This window comes from Shimia sp. CNT1-13L.2 (assembly GCF_024331145.1).
In the GTDB taxonomy this organism is placed as follows: domain Bacteria; phylum Pseudomonadota; class Alphaproteobacteria; order Rhodobacterales; family Rhodobacteraceae; genus Shimia.
This window is the reverse complement of the sequence record NZ_JANDJO010000002.1, coordinates 370,350-386,944: the sequence shown is the minus strand read 5'-3', so window position 1 is coordinate 386,944 and position 16,595 is coordinate 370,350. Positions and strand designations below refer to the sequence as shown.

At 61.6% G+C, this 16,595-nt stretch carries 15 protein-coding genes; 6 read left to right on the top strand and 9 right to left on the bottom strand.

Going from position 1 to position 16,595, the window contains the following annotated elements:
• Positions 1-7 precede the first annotated feature (7 nt).
• Positions 8-619: a hypothetical protein gene (locus NNA36_RS05605; protein ID WP_255105031.1), complete on the top strand. Its 612-nt coding sequence runs from the start codon at positions 8-10 to the stop codon at positions 617-619.
• Positions 620-625: 6 nt separating this feature from the next.
• On the opposite strand, the gene NNA36_RS05600 is transcribed toward NNA36_RS05605, so the two are convergent.
• The 9 genes from NNA36_RS05600 to napF are packed head-to-tail and all read right to left on the bottom strand — an operon-like array spanning position 626 to position 9,158.
• Positions 626-1,126: a DUF2478 domain-containing protein gene (locus NNA36_RS05600; RefSeq protein ID WP_255105028.1), complete on the bottom strand. Its 501-nt coding sequence runs from the start codon at positions 1,124-1,126 to the stop codon at positions 626-628.
• Positions 1,127-1,141: 15 nt separating this feature from the next.
• Complete coding sequence (gene glp / locus NNA36_RS05595; protein WP_255105025.1) at positions 1,142-2,422, bottom strand: gephyrin-like molybdotransferase Glp; 1,281 nt, start codon at positions 2,420-2,422, stop codon at positions 1,142-1,144.
• Between the two features lie 24 nt (positions 2,423-2,446).
• On the bottom strand, positions 2,447-3,076 hold the full coding sequence (locus tag NNA36_RS05590) for a NapC/NirT family cytochrome c (RefSeq protein WP_255105023.1): 630 nt from the start codon (positions 3,074-3,076) through the stop codon (positions 2,447-2,449).
• A gap of 32 nt (positions 3,077-3,108) precedes the next feature.
• Positions 3,109-3,537, bottom strand: a complete 429-nt coding sequence (locus tag NNA36_RS05585; RefSeq protein ID WP_255105021.1) for a nitrate reductase cytochrome c-type subunit — start codon at positions 3,535-3,537, stop codon at positions 3,109-3,111.
• A 20-nt stretch (positions 3,538-3,557) separates the two neighbouring features.
• Positions 3,558-4,481 (bottom strand): quinol dehydrogenase ferredoxin subunit NapH, encoded by a 924-nt coding sequence (napH, locus tag NNA36_RS05580; RefSeq protein ID WP_255105020.1) that lies wholly within the window; start codon positions 4,479-4,481, stop codon positions 3,558-3,560.
• Entirely contained in the window at positions 4,481-5,341 is an 861-nt protein-coding gene (gene napG, locus NNA36_RS05575; RefSeq protein ID WP_255105018.1) for a ferredoxin-type protein NapG, read from the bottom strand. The genes napH and napG overlap by 1 nt, the downstream gene beginning before the upstream one ends.
• Positions 5,342-5,367: 26 nt before the next feature.
• The gene (gene napA / locus NNA36_RS05570; RefSeq protein ID WP_255105016.1) at positions 5,368-7,869 is read right to left on the bottom strand and encodes a nitrate reductase catalytic subunit NapA; all 2,502 of its coding nucleotides are present in this window, start codon (positions 7,867-7,869) and stop codon (positions 5,368-5,370) included.
• Positions 7,870-7,884: 15 nt separating this feature from the next.
• Positions 7,885-8,154, bottom strand: coding sequence for a chaperone NapD (locus NNA36_RS05565; protein ID WP_255105014.1), 270 nt, complete (start codon positions 8,152-8,154; stop codon positions 7,885-7,887).
• Complete coding sequence (napF, locus tag NNA36_RS19970; RefSeq protein WP_255105012.1) at positions 8,148-9,158, bottom strand: ferredoxin-type protein NapF; 1,011 nt, start codon at positions 9,156-9,158, stop codon at positions 8,148-8,150. Before napF ends, NNA36_RS05565 begins: the two co-directional genes overlap by 7 nt.
• A 122-nt stretch (positions 9,159-9,280) precedes the next feature.
• Here napF and NNA36_RS05555 point away from each other — a divergent pair, with 122 nt between their 5' ends.
• From NNA36_RS05555 to NNA36_RS05535, 5 genes are all read left to right on the top strand, one after another.
• The gene (locus NNA36_RS05555; protein WP_255105010.1) at positions 9,281-9,985 is read left to right on the top strand and encodes a Crp/Fnr family transcriptional regulator; all 705 of its coding nucleotides are present in this window, start codon (positions 9,281-9,283) and stop codon (positions 9,983-9,985) included.
• A 238-nt stretch (positions 9,986-10,223) separates the two neighbouring features.
• A complete protein-coding gene (locus tag NNA36_RS05550; RefSeq protein ID WP_255105009.1) occupies positions 10,224-11,792 on the top strand; it encodes a trimethylamine methyltransferase family protein in 1,569 nt (522 codons plus the stop codon).
• Between the two features lie 26 nt (positions 11,793-11,818).
• Complete coding sequence (locus tag NNA36_RS05545; protein WP_255105006.1) at positions 11,819-13,864, top strand: NADH:flavin oxidoreductase; 2,046 nt, start codon at positions 11,819-11,821, stop codon at positions 13,862-13,864.
• Positions 13,857-14,594: an NAD(P)-binding domain-containing protein gene (locus NNA36_RS05540; RefSeq protein WP_255105004.1), complete on the top strand. Its 738-nt coding sequence runs from the start codon at positions 13,857-13,859 to the stop codon at positions 14,592-14,594. Before NNA36_RS05545 ends, NNA36_RS05540 begins: the two co-directional genes overlap by 8 nt.
• 2 nt (positions 14,595-14,596) lie before the next feature.
• A complete protein-coding gene (locus NNA36_RS05535; RefSeq protein ID WP_255105002.1) occupies positions 14,597-16,573 on the top strand; it encodes an FAD-dependent oxidoreductase in 1,977 nt (658 codons plus the stop codon).
• The last annotated feature ends 22 nt before the right edge of the window (positions 16,574-16,595 follow it).

Below are 16,595 nucleotides of genomic sequence, written 5' to 3'. Positions count from 1 at the left end.
GATTTTCATGGACAGGGACGAAGTGGCCTATGTGGAAGGGGCCATGGACGCGACTATCCAGAAGTTTCGCGGCGACACCGGCAGTTCGGGGCGTGTCACCGAAATCCCCTCGAATTTCCTGGAAGAACAGCCCGGATCAACACTGACATACACTCTGCCGAGATCACAAATGCTGGGCGTTCGCATGCATGCAGAGCGGGCAATGTCGGACAGGGCGGCTTGGGTGGCAACCGCAAGCGCGTCTTTGGGGCGCTCCGACTATCGGCTGCCGAACGGGGCCGGTGTTTTGGTTGAACCAATCAACATCAAGTTTCGCACAGGCTCGGTTGATTTGGCGGCGGGCGCAAGGCGGCGTCTTGTCGACGGGCGCCGAATGGACTTGGACCTGACCGGAACAGCTGGCGTTCTGGTAACGCACACCAAGACACATATTACCTCGCCGGTTCTGGACGTCGAACACCGGAACACGCAGAACCTTCCGTATGTCTCCGCGGCAATGCGCCTGACACCTGATCTGAGCCGCAGAAACAATACCCCCCGACCATTCTTCACGATCGGTGCACGCGCCTATCCAAGTGTCGGCGCGCGCATTGTCACGGAACTGGGACTACAGTTCTAAACCGGCTCACTCGGACGTCAGAACCCAGTCGCGCAGCACATCGACCTCGGGGGCCAGTTCGACTGCCATGCCATCGCAAAAGTCGATCAGCGCCTGCACGTTGAGCTTGTTGGCCCCCACGATGATCGGCACGCCAGCGGCCAATGCCTGTCCGATGGTGTCGCGAAAACCGCGGCCGTCGGCCTCGTGCTTACCGAACTTGTTGATCAGCAACAGGTCAGCCCCCTCGCCCAACTGCCTGTCTGTCAGGGCCACGGCCTCTTCAAGGGCATTGGTGTCCAGTCGGCAACCGCGCGCCTCTTTGCCAAGGTCCTGCGAAATGCGGATGACCGGACCTTCGGGCAGCACCTTGACGTCCATGTCGCAGTGGTGGTCCTTGTCACGCTCGGTATCGACCTGAACAGTGCCGCACAGGCGCAGGCCGCGCTTGGCCATTTCCTCGGCGAATTCGGCCAGAAGGAGGTTCGTCTCGCCCCGACCGGGAGCTAGGGTATAGGCAATCTTCATTGCGGTTTCCTTGGATCAAGAAACGAAAGGCAGAAAGCGAACAGTTTCGCCCACCTGCCCCGTGGTGGTTTCGGCAGCGATGTCGATCATGCCATCCGCCGCCAGCAATTGCGAGAGGGAGGCCGAGCGCACCGGCACACCGGGGTCGATCACCGGGCGGCCACTTGCGTCGCGCCCCATGACGGCCACGGGGCGGAATTCGCGGCGTCCAACCTTGTGTTCAAGCTGCCCGCCCAGAACCGCCGTCTGCGTGGGCGTCTCGGAGGGGTGATGGCCCAGCGCGGAAAGGATGCCGTTGCCAAACAGATGCCAGCCCACAAAGGCCGCCACCGGATTGCCCGGCAGCCCAAGCCAGAGCGCGCTTTCGATCTGTCCGGCCGAGACCGGTTTGCCCGGCTTCATCGCCACACCGGAAAAGGCGTGCTGCCCGCCGGCGCGGATGAACGACTGGTGAAGGTGGTCCTCTTCCCCGACAGACACACCACCCGAGGTGATGATCAGGTCGACCTGCCCCGCCACGCGGGCAAAGGCCGAGGCGATTTCCAGCGGTGTATCACTCAGCTGCACGCGGGCGACGATGTCAGCCCCGGCAGCCGTGACAAGGGCGCTGATCATCGGGGTGTTCACATCCCAGATTTCACCAGCCGACAGTTCCGCCCCCGCATCGCGGATTTCGTCACCGCTCATCATCAGGGCAACGCGCGGACGGCGATAGACCTTGGCGGCCCCGATACCGGCCCCCGCCAGCGCGGCGATCCGGTTGGCGGTCAGGCGCGTGCCTTCCGACAGCAGCGGACGCCCCTTTTGCATGTCCGATCCGCTGCGCCGCACATGTGCGTCGGGCGAAGGGCGATCCTGAACGGTGATCACATCGCCCACGCGAACAACCTGTTCCTGCGGAATGACCAGATCGGCGCCTTTCGGCAGGGGCGCGCCGGTGAAAATCCGCGCGACCATCCCCGCGGGCAGCGGTGTATCTCCGGGCTGACCGGCTGCGATACGGTCGAACACCGGCAACTGCCAAGGCCCCTGCCCCTCCAGACTGTCGAGCGCCAGTGCGTAGCCGTCCATGGCCGCATTGTCGAACAGGGGAAGATCACAGACGGTCTGCACATCGCAGGCCAGGATGCGGTCTTCCAGATCGAAGACCGGCACGCTTTCCACGTCGCGGATCGGCTGGACCAACGCGCGCAGGCGCTCCATCGCCTGTTCCACCGAAGGCAGCCCCTTGGTGGAACAGGCACAGGCCGCCGCGGTGTCTGCGGCGGCCTGCGAAATTGTCTTGAGTTCATTCATGAGCTTTTCACCCAATCCTTTGCCTTACTTGCCTTCAACCTCGGCAGCGACGGCCTTGTAGGCGTCAAGGTAGCCTTCGGGCAGGCTGTGCGCGACACCCTGGTGGCAATCGATACAGGTCTTGCCTTCGTCCAGTGCTTTCTGGTGGTTCTGGGCGGCACGGTTTTCCTGTTTCGTGAAGTCCATGAACTCGAAGTTGTGGCAGTTCCGGCATTCCTTGGAGTCGGTCTTTTTCATCCGCTTCCACTCACGCGAGGCCATGATGATCCGGTGTTCCTCGAACTTCTCCGGCGTCGACACCGACTTGGTGATGAACTTGCCATACAGCTCTTTCGAAGCCTGGATCTTGCGGATCATCTTGGGGCCCCAGTCCTTGGGCACGTGGCAGTCGGGACAGGTGGCGCGCACACCGGACGAGTTGTTCTGGTGAACGGTGCCCTGGTATTCCGCATAGACGTTGTTCTCCATCTCGTGGCACGAGATACAGAACTTCTCGGTATTGGTCGCTTCAAGGGCCCAGTGGAAGCCACCCCAGAAGACGATGCCGCCGGCAAAGCTGACAATCATCAGGAAGCCAAGGCTGACCGCGCCAATCGGCGTCTTGGCCCAGGTCCAGATGCGGCGAATAAGGCCGGGAGAGTTTTGTTCCGTCATTTTCTTACTCCTTCCTCTCGGTCACAGCCGCATCAGTTGCTGGACGCGTTGAAGGTGTTGTCCACCAGTGCCGGAGCGTCGGCCTGGGGAACGTGGCATTGGTTGCAGAACCAGCGGGTGCCTGCGACGCGGTCAAGCTGATTGCCTTCGCGGTCCAGATAGTGGGTCATCGACAGGGTCGGCGCGTTGCGTTCGCCTGCGGTGGTCCAGTCGTGGCAGCTCAGGCAACGGTTGGCCTTGAGGTCGATCTGGTACTGATCGATCGAGTGCGGGATCAGCGGCGGCTGCTGGCGGTAGTTGCGGGTAAAGCGCTGTTTGTCCTGGTGGAACACGTCCTCGACGACATTTTGTTCATCAATCGGTGCTCCGCGCAGCGACTGGACTTCCTGTGCTGTCGCGAGACCTGCGACGGCGAAAAGGGCCGTTGCGGCGATGGCGCTGATGAGGGCTTGCTTCTTCATGGTTTTACTCCGTTGCTTGCTCAGGCGGCTTTGCTGGCCCCGGATGCAGGTTGAGTTCTTGTTCTCTGCTCACGCGCCGGTGCGGGCGTGTCGTCGAAACGGGTGGTGAATTTGAAGACGTCCATGGCACAGACGTCGATGCATCGACCGCAGTTGGTGCAGTCGGACGAAAGGATAAGCGGCGTGTCTTCGTCCTTGCCGCGCAGGGCCGGTGTGATGACCTGCATCTCGGGGCAAACCGCGAAACAGTCCATGCAGTCGTCACAGTCGGCGCGTTTCTCGGCCGAAATGCGCAGAACAGACTTGGTGCCAAGCAGGCCATAGAAGGCGCCAACCGGGCAAAGATGCCCGCACCAGCCACGACGGGACACGAAGACATCGAACAGGAAGACCGCGATCACGAAGGCCCAGGCAAAGCCCATGCCGAAGATCAGGCCACGGTGCAACATGCTGATCGGGTTGACGAATTCCCAGGCCACCGTGCCAGTGATGGCAGAGACCGCCAGCACCATGCCCAGCACCCAATAGCGGGTGTTCTTCTTGGGTTGCCAGCCTTTGGACATGCCCAGCTTTTCATGCAGCCAATGCGCGCCGTCCGTGACCGGGTTGATCGGGCAGACCCACGAGCAATAGACCCGGCCGCCAATCAGCGCATAGGCGACGCCCACGATCAGCGCACCAATCAGGGCGGTGGTTTCCGGCCAGTGCAGGGCAAAGAACCCCTGAAGGGTGATGAAAGGATCGGTCAGCGGCAGGACGTTGAAGGTCATCGATCCGGACAGGTTGCCCTTGAACCACCAGATGCCGAACCACGGCCCGATCAGGAACAGGGTCAGGAAAAACACCTGCGAGGCACGGCGCAGCAAAAGGAAACGGTGCGCCCGCAGCCAGCCGAATTCGTCGATGGCTTCCTGTCCAACGGGGAGTTTGGTCTTGGCACTCATCAGTTGGACCCTCCCGTCCCCGGCAGGCTGAAGGACGAGGTGAACCCGCCTTCCATGCTGGGATCAGGCAGCGCATCGGTGGTGTATCCCCCCGGCGCCACGAGGTTGTCGGTGCCCGGTCCGGGCAGGCGGTCCGGCAGGTCGATCAGCTCATCCACCAGCGGGTTCTTGTCTTCCCAGCCGAGTTTGTAGTGATCCGCGGCTTCGGCCATCGCGATCCGGCGCGGCAGCACCTTGATCGCCGACTCGCCCGGCAGCACACAGGATTTCTCGCATTTGCCGCAACCGGTGCATTTGTCGGAATGCACGATGGGCATGAAGATGGCGTGGTGACCCGAACGCTCGTTATGGCGGCGCTCAAGGGTGATGGCCTCGTCAATGACGGGGCAGACGCGATAACAGACATCGCAGCGCAGGCCGAGCGCGTTGAGGCATTTCTCCTCGTCGATCAGCACCGCGAGGCCCATGTCGGCATCGTCGATATTCGTCAGTTCCTTGTCGAGCGCGCCAGTCGGGCAGGCAACGACACAAGGAATGTCTTCACACATCTCGCAGGGAATATCGCGGGCGGTAAAGTATGGCGTGCCAGTGGCCGGACCGTCATAGCCCAGCTCGGCAAGTTTCAGCGTGTCATAGGGGCAATCGCGCACGCAAAGACCACAGCGGATGCAGGCCGCGAGGAAATCATCCTCGTCCAGCGCGCCGGGCGGGCGGATTGCCTGCGCCGGAAGGGCGCGGGCATCGCTGATGAATTGTGTGAGCGCCATGCCCGCCACCGCACACCCTGCTGCACCGCGTGCAGCATCCTGAAGGAAGCGGCGACGATCCATCGACGAGGGTTTGCGTTTCGGGGCGGACATGGCTTTTTTCTCCTATTTACAGCAAGTTACGCGCGTTCAACTTTACATGCGCATTTCTTGAAGTCGGTCTCTTTCGAGATCGGGCAGGTCGCATCCAGCGTCAGCTTGTTGGTCAGTTGGCCTTCATCGAACCAGGGCATGAACACGACGCCGCGGGGCATCTTGTTCCGGCCACGGGTTTCGACGCGGGACAGAACCTCGCCACGGCGGGTCGAGACCATGATCTCCTGGCCACGGCGCAGCCCACGGTCCTTGGCGTCCTGCGGGTGCATGAACACGACGGCCGACGGGAACGAACGGTGAAGTTCCGGGACACGGCGGGTCATCGAGCCCGAGTGCCAGTGCTCGAGAACACGGCCGGTCACGAACCACAGATCGTATTCGTCATCAGGCTCTTCCGCCGCCGGTTCGTAAGGGGCGAAGATGATGTTCGCCTTGCCGTCCGGCTTGCCGTAGAACTGAACGCCCGCGCCCTTCTCGACATAGGGGTCATAGCCCTCGCGGAAGCGGTAGAGGGTTTCCTTGCCGTCGACGACCGGCCAACGCAGACCTCGGGCCTGGTGGTAGACTTCAAAGTCCGCAAGGTCGTGTGCCTTGCCGCGACCAAAGTCGGCATATTCCTCGAACAGACCTTTTTGAACGTAGTAGCCAAAGTGCTTGGATTCTTCGTTGTTAAAGCCGTCCGCAGTCTCCGACAGCGGGTACTTGTTGACCTTGCCGTTCTCGAACAGGACCTCGTACACGGTCTTGCCGCGATACTCGGGTTTTTGCGCGATCAACTCTTCCGGCCATACGTCTTCGATCTTGAAGCGTTTCGAGAACTCCATGACCTGCCAGACGTCCGACTTGGCTTCGCCCGGCGCATCCACCTGCTGGCGCCAGAACTGGGTGCGGCGTTCCGCGTTACCATAGGCGCCTTCCTTCTCGACCCACATGGCGGTGGGCAGGATCAGGTCGGCGGCCAGTGCGGTCACGGTCGGATACGGGTCGGACACGGTGATGAAGTTATCGGGGTTGCGGTAACCCGGATAGCCTTCTTCGTTCATGTTCGGCGCAGCCTGCATGTTGTTGTTGCACTGGACCCAGTGGCAGTTCAGCTCACCGTCTTTCAGCTTGCGGTGCTGCAGAACGGCGTGGAAGCCCGGCTTGCCAGGAATGGTGCCTTTGGGCAGGCCCCACTTGGCTTCTGCGATGTCGCGGTGCGCTTCTTTCATGACCACCATGTCGGCGGGCAGACGGTGCGCAAAGGTGCCAACCTCGCGGGCGGTACCACAGGCCGACGGCTGACCGGTCAGCGAGAAGGGCGAGTTGCCCGGCTCGGCGATTTTGCCAACCAGAAGGTGGACGTTGTACATCAGACCGTTCACCCAGGAACCACGGGTGTGCTGGTTGAAGCCCATGGTCCAGAGCGACATCACCTTGCGGTTCGGGTCGGCGTACTGTTTGGCCAGACGCTCAAGCGCCGCTTCCGGAACGCCGGACAGCTTCGACACTTTCTCGACCGTGTATTCAGAAACCGCCTCGGCATACTCTTCAAAGCTGATCTTGGTCAGCTTGCCGTGCTTGCCTTCGTGCGACGGGTTTTCAGCCGCCTGCTCCAGCGGGTGGTTCGGGCGCAGACCATAGCCGATGTCGGTGTTGGTCTTGGTGATGTTGACGTGGTTCTTGACGAAGTCCTCGTTCACCGCGCCGTTCTGGATGATGTAGTTGGCGATGTAGTTCAGGATCGCGAGGTCGGTCTGCGGCGCAAAGATCATGCCGTTGTCGGCCAGTTCGAACGAACGGTGCTCAAACGTCGACAGAACGTGCACTTCACAGCCCGGCTTGGTCAGGCGGGTATCGGTGAGGCGCGACCACAGGATCGGGTGCATCTCGGCCATGTTCGAGCCCCAAAGCACGAAGGTATCCGCATGCTCGAGGTCGTCATAGCAGCCCATCGGCTCGTCGATACCAAAGCCGCGGATAAAGGCGGCCACGGCCGACGCCATGCAGTGACGGGCGTTGGGGTCAATGTTGTTGGAACGCAGGCCGGCCTTCATGAACTTGGCAGCGGCATAGCCTTCCCAGACGGTCCACTGGCCAGAGCCGAACATGGACACCGCGGTCGGGCCTTTTTTCTTGATGGTTTCCTTCCACTTGTCGGCCATCACGTCAAAGGCTTCGTCCCAGGACACCGGCTCGAAGTCGCCGTTCTTGTCATAGACGCCGTTCGACTTGCGCAGCAGCGGTTGGGTCAGACGGTCTTTGCCGTACATGATCTTCGACAGGAAGTAGCCTTTGATACAGTTCAGGCCACGGTTCACCGGGGCCTCGGGGTCACCCTGGGTGGCCACCACGCGGCCATCCTTGACACCGACAAGAACCGAACAGCCTGTACCGCAAAAACGGCAGGCTGCCTTGTCCCAGCGGATGTTGGGGCCGTCGAGCTGCGCCGCAGCAGCGTTCGGCAATGTCATGCCTGCGGCCGAGGCGGTCGCAGCAGCGGCCGTGGCCTTCAGGAAAGAGCGGCGGGAAGTTGGCAAGGTCATGGGCTGATCTCCCGTTCAGTGTACAGGTTGATCGAGGGCTTCGGCGTTATCGTCCAGCTCCTCGAAATGGTGATAGGTGAGAGTGATCGTCAGAACGCCGGGGATCTGGTGCATGTCCATGATCTGATCCGAGGCGCGCTGGGATGGGGTGTCTTCGACGGTGATAACGATGCGCCCATCTTCATGGGTATGCACCTCACCTCCTTCGAAGGCGTCAATGGCCGCGATGACGCTGTCGGTCTTCTCCGGCATTGTGTGGACGAGACATCCGCAGATGTTCAGCATTGGCTGACCTCCGTTGGTTGGCTGATTTGGCTGAATTTGATGGCATTGACCGGGCAAGGTGCGGCGCAGGCCCCGCAACCGGTACAGCTTTGAAGATCGAATTGCGGTTCCGCCCTGCCCCCTGTCTGGAGCTGGAAACGGATCGCCTGCTCGTCGCAGTAGTCCTGACAGGCACGACAGTGCACACCTTTTTGCGACAGGCAGTCTTCGGAAACGCGCGCCCGCCATAGCCAGGTTTGCGCCCCACCAAGTGCGCCGGTCTCGCAGGCTTCGATACAATCGCCGCAGAAGGTGCATTCGCCCTTCTTGAAGTTGATAACGGCGAAGCCTTCGCTGTCCTTCATGATGATGTTTTCCGGACAGGCTCGGGAACAGTCACCGCATCCCGTGCAGGCCTCTTCGAACTCCATCGGAGGCAATGCGCCAAACGGACGCATCACGCTGCGTGCCGTGAAACGGCCCCGCAGAAATGCTCTTCTTCCGTCCTGACTGGTCATGTTCGCGCCTTCCGATCCTTCACGACCCAATGCGGGCCGCCCCCTTTTCGATAGGACCGGAGCAACACTTATTTGTTGATCTGGATCATGGTTTCGGGGGGATTTCGCATTTTTTTCGTCGTCGCAAATATCTGATTTTTCGAATTTATTTCGCAAATCGCCCGAAGTATGGGCAGTTTGAAAACCCGGGTAACCCATTGCTTTTTGGCCAGAAAAAGTGCGGCGCCCCGCACCTTTTCCCGGCCACCCGAGGCGCGCATGTTGCCCCCTCGCCTCGGTGTGGAAAAAAGATGGATTTTCCCCACATGTTTCACGCAAATCGTAGGTCCGATCTGCGCGCCTGCCCTTGAACGCACCCGAATCGGCCCTGCTGAAACGGCTGCCCCGCATCCCGGGAAAGACAATGTATCCCTTGGTGCTGTCGGGTTTCGCCCCGGCGGCATCACGGCACGCACCTTTGCGGTCCACAAGGCAGCTTGCCCGGTGATCCAGGTCTTCTCGTTTCACGGTCTTGTCCCCAATCAGGCCTCGGTGACACAGGTTCCGACGGCCCAACCATTGTTTCAGGCGCACATTAACGGTATCGATGAGATCAAAGTTTGCGCCGCAACAACCTTTGGCGAGAATTCGTGCAGCACCTCGACGAAACCCTTCTCCGCGACCTGCCCAGCTTCCGGGCGCTTGAGCCTTTGGCGGTCCGCGAGATCCTGAGCCACGCACACTCACGCAGGATCGAGGCAGGCCATTCCGTGTTCGAGGAAGGCGCAGAAGCCGAAACCTTCTTTCTCCTGCTGGACGGACACATCCGCGTTGAGCGGATTTCGCGCGAAGGCGACCGTGTCATCCCTCTGCACATCCCGCCCGGACAGCTTTTTGGCATCGCCGCAGCCCTTGGCCGCGACACCTATCCCGCCACCGCCGTGGCCGCCGCGGAATGTATTGTGCTGTGCTGGCCGATGCGGCTCTGGGACAGCTTCGTCGAAACCTACCCCGGCTTTGGGCGCGAGGCGAACAAGATGGTCGGGCACCGCGTGGGCGAAATGAACGCCCGCATCATGGAACTTGCCACACAGCACGTCGAACAAAGGGTGGCCAGCGCCATCCTGCGCCTGTCACAACAAAACGGACGCCAGACAGACACCGGCGTCGAAATCCCCTTCCCGCTGACCCGTCGCCAGATCTCCGAGATGACCGGCTCGACCCTGCACACCGTCAGCCGCCTGCTCTCGGCATGGGAACGTGACGGCATCCTGACAAGCGAACGCAAACATATCCGCGTGCACGAACCCACGCGCCTGGCGGACCTTGCGCAAGACACGAAACCCGCCGCGTGACCACGGCCAAGACCTGAAATCATCTATTGCGGATACCCCTTTTCGCGGACCATCTTCCGCACACCTGTATTCATAGCCCTCTTATTTCAATCGGTATTTCACAGGCACAGGCGCAGGCCTGAGATTACCTCTTCTCACCCCACATGAGATTTTTTGAGATTGTCCAAATCCAGCGCGTCCTGAAAATGCACGGATCGGACGCGCCCGATCGCGGTTCCGGCTTTGGAAAGGACATCTCATGCTCGATCAACCCAGCGCCCCCGCCCCGCGTGGCCGTCGCTCCCGGCGTGCCGCAGGCCGTTCGGCCGAGGCAGGCCAGAACACGCATCTGCGCGTCCCCTACATCACCCGCAAGATTCCGACGCTCGACCTTCTGGACGAAGAAAGCCTGACCAAGATCGAAGCCGGTGCCGACCGCATTCTCGCCGAGATCGGCATCGAAATCCGCGAAGACAAGGAAACCGTCGACCTGTTCCGCAAGGCCGGGGCAAAGGTCACCGACGTCAGTGCAGAAGCGTGGAACCTCAAATTCGAACCGGGCATGATCCGCGAGATCCTCAAGACCGCCCCCGGCCGGTTCACCCAACACGCCCGCAACCCCGCCAACACGGTTGAGATTGGCGGCGATGCTACGGTGTTCGCCCCCTCATATGGCTCCCCATTCGTGATGGACCTCGACAAGGGCCGCCGCTATGGCACCATCGAAGACTTTGAAAACCTTGTGAAACTGGCGCAATCCTCGCCCTGGCTGCACCATTCCGGCGGCACCATCTGCGAACCGACCGACGTACCGGTGAACAAACGCCACCTCGATATGGTCTATGCCCATATGCGCTATTCCGATCGCCCCTTCCTCGGGTCGATCACCGCACCGGAACGCGCCGAAGACAGTGTCGAGATGTGCCGCATCCTGTTCGGTGCCGACTTTGTCGATCAGAACTGTGTCATCATGGGCAACTTCAACACCACCTCGCCCCTGGTGCTTGATGGGGCCACGACCCAAGGCATCACCGCCTATGCCCGTGCGGGCCAGGGGTCGATCCACCTGCCCTTCCTCCTTGGCGGCGCGGTCTCCCCGCTCACCATGGCCGGGTCAATCGCCCAGTGCCTTGCCGAATCCATGACCTCCTGCGCCATCACCCAACTGGTGCGCCCCGGTGCCCCCGCCGTGCTGGCCGGTTTCCTAAGTTCCATGTCGCTGCGCTCGGGTTCCCCTACCTTCGGCACGCCCGAACCGGCGCTTGGCTCTCTGGTCATGGGCCAGCTGGCCCGCCGCCTGAACCTGCCCCTGCGCTGTGCCGGCAACTTCTCGACCTCGAAACTGCCGGACGCGCAGGCCATGCAGCAAAGCATGATGTCGATGATGTCCGCCGTTCAGGGCGGCGCAAACTTTGTCCTGCACTCTGCCGGCTTCCTCGACGGCCTGCTGTCCATGTCCTACGAGAAATTCGTAATGGACACCGACATGTGCGGCGCCCTGCACGCCTATATGAACGGCTTCGAGGTCAACGACGACACCCTTGGCATAGATGCCCTTGCCGAACAGGGCCCGGGCGAGCACCTCTTTGGCACCGCCCACACGCTGCGGCATTATGAGACAGCGTATTGGGACAGCGGCCTGAACGACGATCAGCCCTATGAAACCTGGGCGGAACAGGGCGGAGAAGACGCCGCCATCCGTGCCAACAAGAAATGGAAAGACACCCTGGCGAACTACGAAGCCCCTGAAATGGCGACAGAAACCGACGAAGCCTTGAAAGATTTTGTCGCCCGTAGAAAAGCCGAAATGGCCGACGCCTGGTACTAAGACGAAAACGCGAGGGAAGCCCAGCCATGTCCAAAGATCCCCTGTTGCAGCCGTATCAGCTCAAACACCTGACGCTGAAGAACCGGATCATGACCACCAGCCACGAACCGGCCTACCCCGAAGACGGCATGCCCAAGGACCGATATGCCGCCTATCACGCGGAACGGGCCAAGGCCGGCGTCGCGCTGGCGATGACCGCGGGTTCGGCGGCGGTGTCCAAGGATTCTCCCCCTGTTTTCAACAACATCCTTGCCTACAAGGACGAGGTGGTACCGTGGATCAGACAACTGACTGACGCCTGCCACGAGCATGGCTGCGCCGTCATGATCCAGCTGACCCACCTTGGCCGCCGGACCGGCTGGAACAAGGGAAACTGGCTGCCCTCGGTCAGCTCCTCGAAACACCGTGAACCCGCGCACCGCGCCTTTCCAAAGCTGGCAGAAGACTGGGACATCGAGCGCATCATCGGCGATTTCGCCGACGCCACCGAACGCATGAAAGAAGGCGGAATGGATGGCGTTGAACTTCAGGTTTACGGCCACCTCCTTGATCAGTTCTGGTCGCCGCTGACCAACGATCTGGACGGCCCCTATGGCGGGCAAACTCTTGAAAGCCGTCTGAAATTCCCGATGGACGTGCTGCGCGGCATCCGCGATCGCGTGGGCGACGATTTCATCGTCGGCCTGCGCTATACGGCGGATGAGGCCGAAGCGGGCGGCATCTCGCCGGAAGAAGGTATCGAGATTTCCAAACGCCTTGCCGACAGCGGCATGGTCGACTTCCTGAACGTGATCCGGGGCCGCATCCATACCGACCCCGCCATGACCGACGTGATCCCGGTGCAGGGCATGAAGAACGCCCCGCACCTTGATTTCGCAGGCGAGGTCAAGAAGGCCACCGGCATGCCCACGTTCCACGCCTCGAAAATCCCTGATGTCGCCACCGCCCGTCACGCGGTGGTCGAGGGCCTTCTGGACATGGTGGGCATGACCCGCGCCCACATGGCCGACCCGCATATCGTGCGCAAGATCGTCGAGGGACGCGAGGACGATATCCGCCCCTGCGTCGGCGCAACCTATTGCCTTGACAGGATTTATCAGGCCGGAGACGCGCTGTGCCTGCACAATGCGGCCACCGGTCGGGAACTGACCATGCCGCATGACATTCCGCCAGCGGAAAAGAAAAAGAAGGTCGTGATTGTCGGCGCTGGTCCGGCAGGCCTCGAAGCGGCGCGTGTGGCGGCAGAGCGTGGCCACAAGGTCACCGTGTTCGAGGCGCAACCCGATCCCGGCGGACAGATCCGCCTGACCGCCCAGTCCGAACGCCGCCGCGAGATGATCTCGATCATCGACTGGCGCATGGCCCAATGCGCGGCACGCGACGTGGAATTCCACTTCAACACATGGGCCGAAGCCGATGACGTGACCGCGCTGAACCCCGATGTCGTGATCGTCGCCACCGGCGGCATGCCGAACACCGAATTGTTCGAATCCGGCAAGGAACAGAATCTCGTTGTCACCTCCTGGGACCTGATTTCAGGTGATGTAAAACCGGGCGACAACGTGTTGATCTATGACGAAAGTGGCGATCACCCCGGTCTCATGGCCGCCGAAATCGCGGCCAATTCCGGCGCGCGTGTCGAGGTGATGACTCCGGACCGGATGTTCGCTCCCGACACTATGGCCATGAACCTCGTGCCCTACATGCGCGCCCTTCAGGACAAGGATACGGTCTTTACCGTGACCCGTCGCCTGCTGGATGTGAGCAAGGATGGCAACATGCTGAAGGCGAAGATCGGCACCGACTACAGCGACCTTGTGACCGAACAGACCTATGATCAGATCGTGGTCAACTATGGCACCTTGCCGTTGGATGATCTCTATTTCGACCTGAAACCGGCCTCTTCGAACGGTGGCGAAGTCGATTACGACGCCTTGATCGAAGGCCGCCCGCAGACCGTGGTGCGCAACAGGGACGGCAATTTCCAGCTGTTCCGGATCGGCGATGCGGTCAGCGCCCGCAACACGCACGCGGCCATCTACGACGCCTTGAGATTGATGAAAGATGTCTGATATCAAACGGATAGGTGTGATCGGCACCGGCGTGATCACTTCGGCCGTTGTCGAAGGGATCGCAGGTGACGGCCACAGGATCACCGTCTCGGAACGGTCGACCGAGAAAGCCGCGCGCCTTGCCGGGATGTTCGAAAACGTGACCATCGCCGATAATCAGCGCGTTCTGGATCAAAGCGACATTGTCTTCCTTGGCCTCATGGCCGAGGCGGCCCCTGCCATCCTGCAAGAGCTTACCTTTCGCGCAGATCAGGCCATCATCACCGTCATGGCCGGCGCGTCGCTGGCAGAGGTTGCTGACATGGTGGCCCCGGCCCGCGCAGCCGCGATTATGATGCCTTTTCCGGGCGTTGCACGCGGCGGCTCACCCATCATGATGCAAGGCGACGTGGCCCTTGTCGAAAGCCTGTTCGCTCCAAGAAACACGGTGTTCGCCCTCAAGGACGCGGCCGAAATGCAGGCCTATCTTTGTGCGCAGGCCGTTCTGTCGCCTGCCGCCCGCATGGTGGCCGATGCCGCCAATTGGCTGGCTCAGCGGGTGGATGATCCGGCGCAGGGCGAAGCCTTCCTGCGCACGCTTGTTGCCTCAAGCCTCGCGGATCAGGCCACCGGCCCGCTGATCGACGCACTGAACACGCCCGGAGGCTATAACCAACGCCTGCGTCAACACATGGAAGCGGCCGGAATGGGCCGTGATCTCGCCGAGGGGCTGAACAAACTGGAAGGGTAGCCATGGGGTTCTCTCATATCGCCAAACCTTTGACATTGCGCCACAAAACCCTGAAGAACCGCGTGGTCTTTGGGGCGCATACCACCAATATGGCCGTGGATGGCCTGCCCGGTGACCAGCATCTTGCCTACTACCGTGAACGCGCCATCGGCGGAGCGGCGATGATCGTGGTCGAACCCGTCCCCGTGCACGCTGCCGCCGTTTTGACCCGTGGCAACTTTCGCCATTCCTCGGACGAAGTCATCCCCGCCTTCCAGCGCCTCACCGATGCCTGCCACGCCCATGGCACCGTGATGATCCAGCAGCTGTACCATGTTGGCGCCCACGGCGATCAGGACAATTCTTTCCACGCGTCATGGTCGCCCTCCGGTGGCCCGAGCTATCATGACAGCGACGGCAGCCACGAGATGAGCACGGACGAGATCGAAGAAACGATCCAGGGCTTTGTCGACGCCGCCATGCGCTGTCAGAAAGCCGGGTTCGACGGGGTTGAAGTCTGGGCTGCTTACCACTGTCTGCTGGATCAGTTCTGGACCCCGTTCTCGAACCAACGCGAGGATCAGTGGGGCGGCAGCCTTGAAAACAGAACCCGCCTCTCGCGCGAGATTCTGCGCCGGATTCGAGAGGCTTGCGGCGAGAACTTCATCATTGGCCTGTCGGTCAACGACGAACCCGGCGTCGAAGCCTCCTTGGGTCGCGAGGACATGGCCGAGATCGTCGCCTTGCATGACACCGAGCACCTGATGGATTACGTCACCGTCGGCTCGGGCAGCTACCTTGATTTCTACGGCATCATCCCGACTTTCCAATATGGCGAGAAACTGGGCGTCGATCTGGCAACGCGCCTCAAGAGCGTGGTGCAACACGCCGTGGTCACCGCCGAAAGCCACATCCGCACGCCAGAGAACGCCAACACGGTGCTGGGCGCGGGCGAGGCCGATCTGGTCTCGATCGTGCGCGGCCAGATCGCCGATCCGCACCTTGTGACCAAGGCACTGGATGACCGGCCAGACGACATTCGGGGCTGCCTGTCCTGTAACCAGCAATGCTGGGGCCGACGGGGGCGCGACTACTGGATTTCCTGCCTCATCAACCCCTCCGTCGGCTTTGAGCATGAATGGGGCGGTGATCGGTTTGAGCGCACGGACACCCCGAAATCCGTTCTTGTCGTCGGGGCCGGCCCGGCCGGTCTCGAGGCCGCACGCGTCGCCGCAGAACGCGGCCACAACGTGATCCTCGCCGAAGCAGGGCCGCAGATTGGCGGCCAGTTCCGTCTGGCAGGTCTGCAACCCCGCCGCGCCCAGATCATCGACCTTCTTGACTGGTACGAACGCCAGCTTGCCAAGCTGGGCGTCGACCTGCGCCTCAACACCTATCTGGATGCCGACGACATCGCCGCGATCGGGGCCGACACGGTGCTGATGGCCACGGGGTCCCTGCCCGACGAAGAGGGCTTTCAAAAGGCCCTGCCCCACCTTGCCAGCCTGCCCGGCCTTGACGGCAACGTCTGGTCCGCCGCCGATGTCATGGGCCGTGCCGCGCGGCTTGGCAAAGGCGTTGTGGTATTGGATGAAGGCGGTCACTGGAAGGGCTGCGGCACCGCTTGGGCACTGGCCGAAGCAGGTCACGACGTGACCATCGTCACGCCCGATGGCCTTGTCGGCAAGGAACTTCTGCGCTCGGCCGCAGATTTCCCCCTGCGCCGGACCCTCGCCCAACTTGGTGTGACCTTCGTGACGGAAAGCGCAATCACGCAATGGTCGCCCGAAGGCGCCACGGTGCTGTCTTTCCTCACAGGCACGTCGCAATTGATCGAGGCAGACTCGCTGGTGCTGGCCACGGTCAACCGCGCTGACACAGAGCTCTGGCGCGACCTTGCCGGAAAAGGGATCAGGGCGCCGCTCTTGGGCGACGCACACGCCCCGCGCAATGCCGCGCTGGCCTTTCACGACGGTCGCAAGCTGGGGCTGAGCGTTTAAGGTCTGACGGCTGGCCAGTGGC

Bases quoted from the DNA above. Each gene is read 5' to 3' on its own strand.
- glp (WP_255105025.1), bottom strand. From the start codon at position 2,422: ATGAATGAACTCAAGACAATTTCGCAGGCCGCCGCAGACACCGCGGCG.
- NNA36_RS05585 (WP_255105021.1), bottom strand. From the start codon at position 3,537: ATGAAGAAGCAAGCCCTCATCAGCGCCATCGCCGCAACGGCCCTTTTC.
- napH (WP_255105020.1), bottom strand. From the start codon at position 4,481: ATGAGTGCCAAGACCAAACTCCCCGTTGGACAGGAAGCCATCGACGAA.
- NNA36_RS05600 (WP_255105028.1), bottom strand. From the start codon at position 1,126: ATGAAGATTGCCTATACCCTAGCTCCCGGTCGGGGCGAGACGAACCTC.
- NNA36_RS05540 (WP_255105004.1), top strand. From the start codon at position 13,857: ATGTCTGATATCAAACGGATAGGTGTGATCGGCACCGGCGTGATCACT.
- napG (WP_255105018.1), bottom strand. From the start codon at position 5,341: ATGTCCGCCCCGAAACGCAAACCCTCGTCGATGGATCGTCGCCGCTTC.
- NNA36_RS05545 (WP_255105006.1), top strand. From the start codon at position 11,819: ATGTCCAAAGATCCCCTGTTGCAGCCGTATCAGCTCAAACACCTGACG.
- napA (WP_255105016.1), bottom strand. From the start codon at position 7,869: ATGACCTTGCCAACTTCCCGCCGCTCTTTCCTGAAGGCCACGGCCGCT.
- NNA36_RS05565 (WP_255105014.1), bottom strand. From the start codon at position 8,154: ATGCTGAACATCTGCGGATGTCTCGTCCACACAATGCCGGAGAAGACC.
- NNA36_RS05590 (WP_255105023.1), bottom strand. From the start codon at position 3,076: ATGACGGAACAAAACTCTCCCGGCCTTATTCGCCGCATCTGGACCTGG.
- NNA36_RS05550 (WP_255105009.1), top strand. From the start codon at position 10,224: ATGCTCGATCAACCCAGCGCCCCCGCCCCGCGTGGCCGTCGCTCCCGG.
- NNA36_RS05605 (WP_255105031.1), top strand. From the start codon at position 8: ATGGACAGGGACGAAGTGGCCTATGTGGAAGGGGCCATGGACGCGACT.
- NNA36_RS05535 (WP_255105002.1), top strand. From the start codon at position 14,597: ATGGGGTTCTCTCATATCGCCAAACCTTTGACATTGCGCCACAAAACC.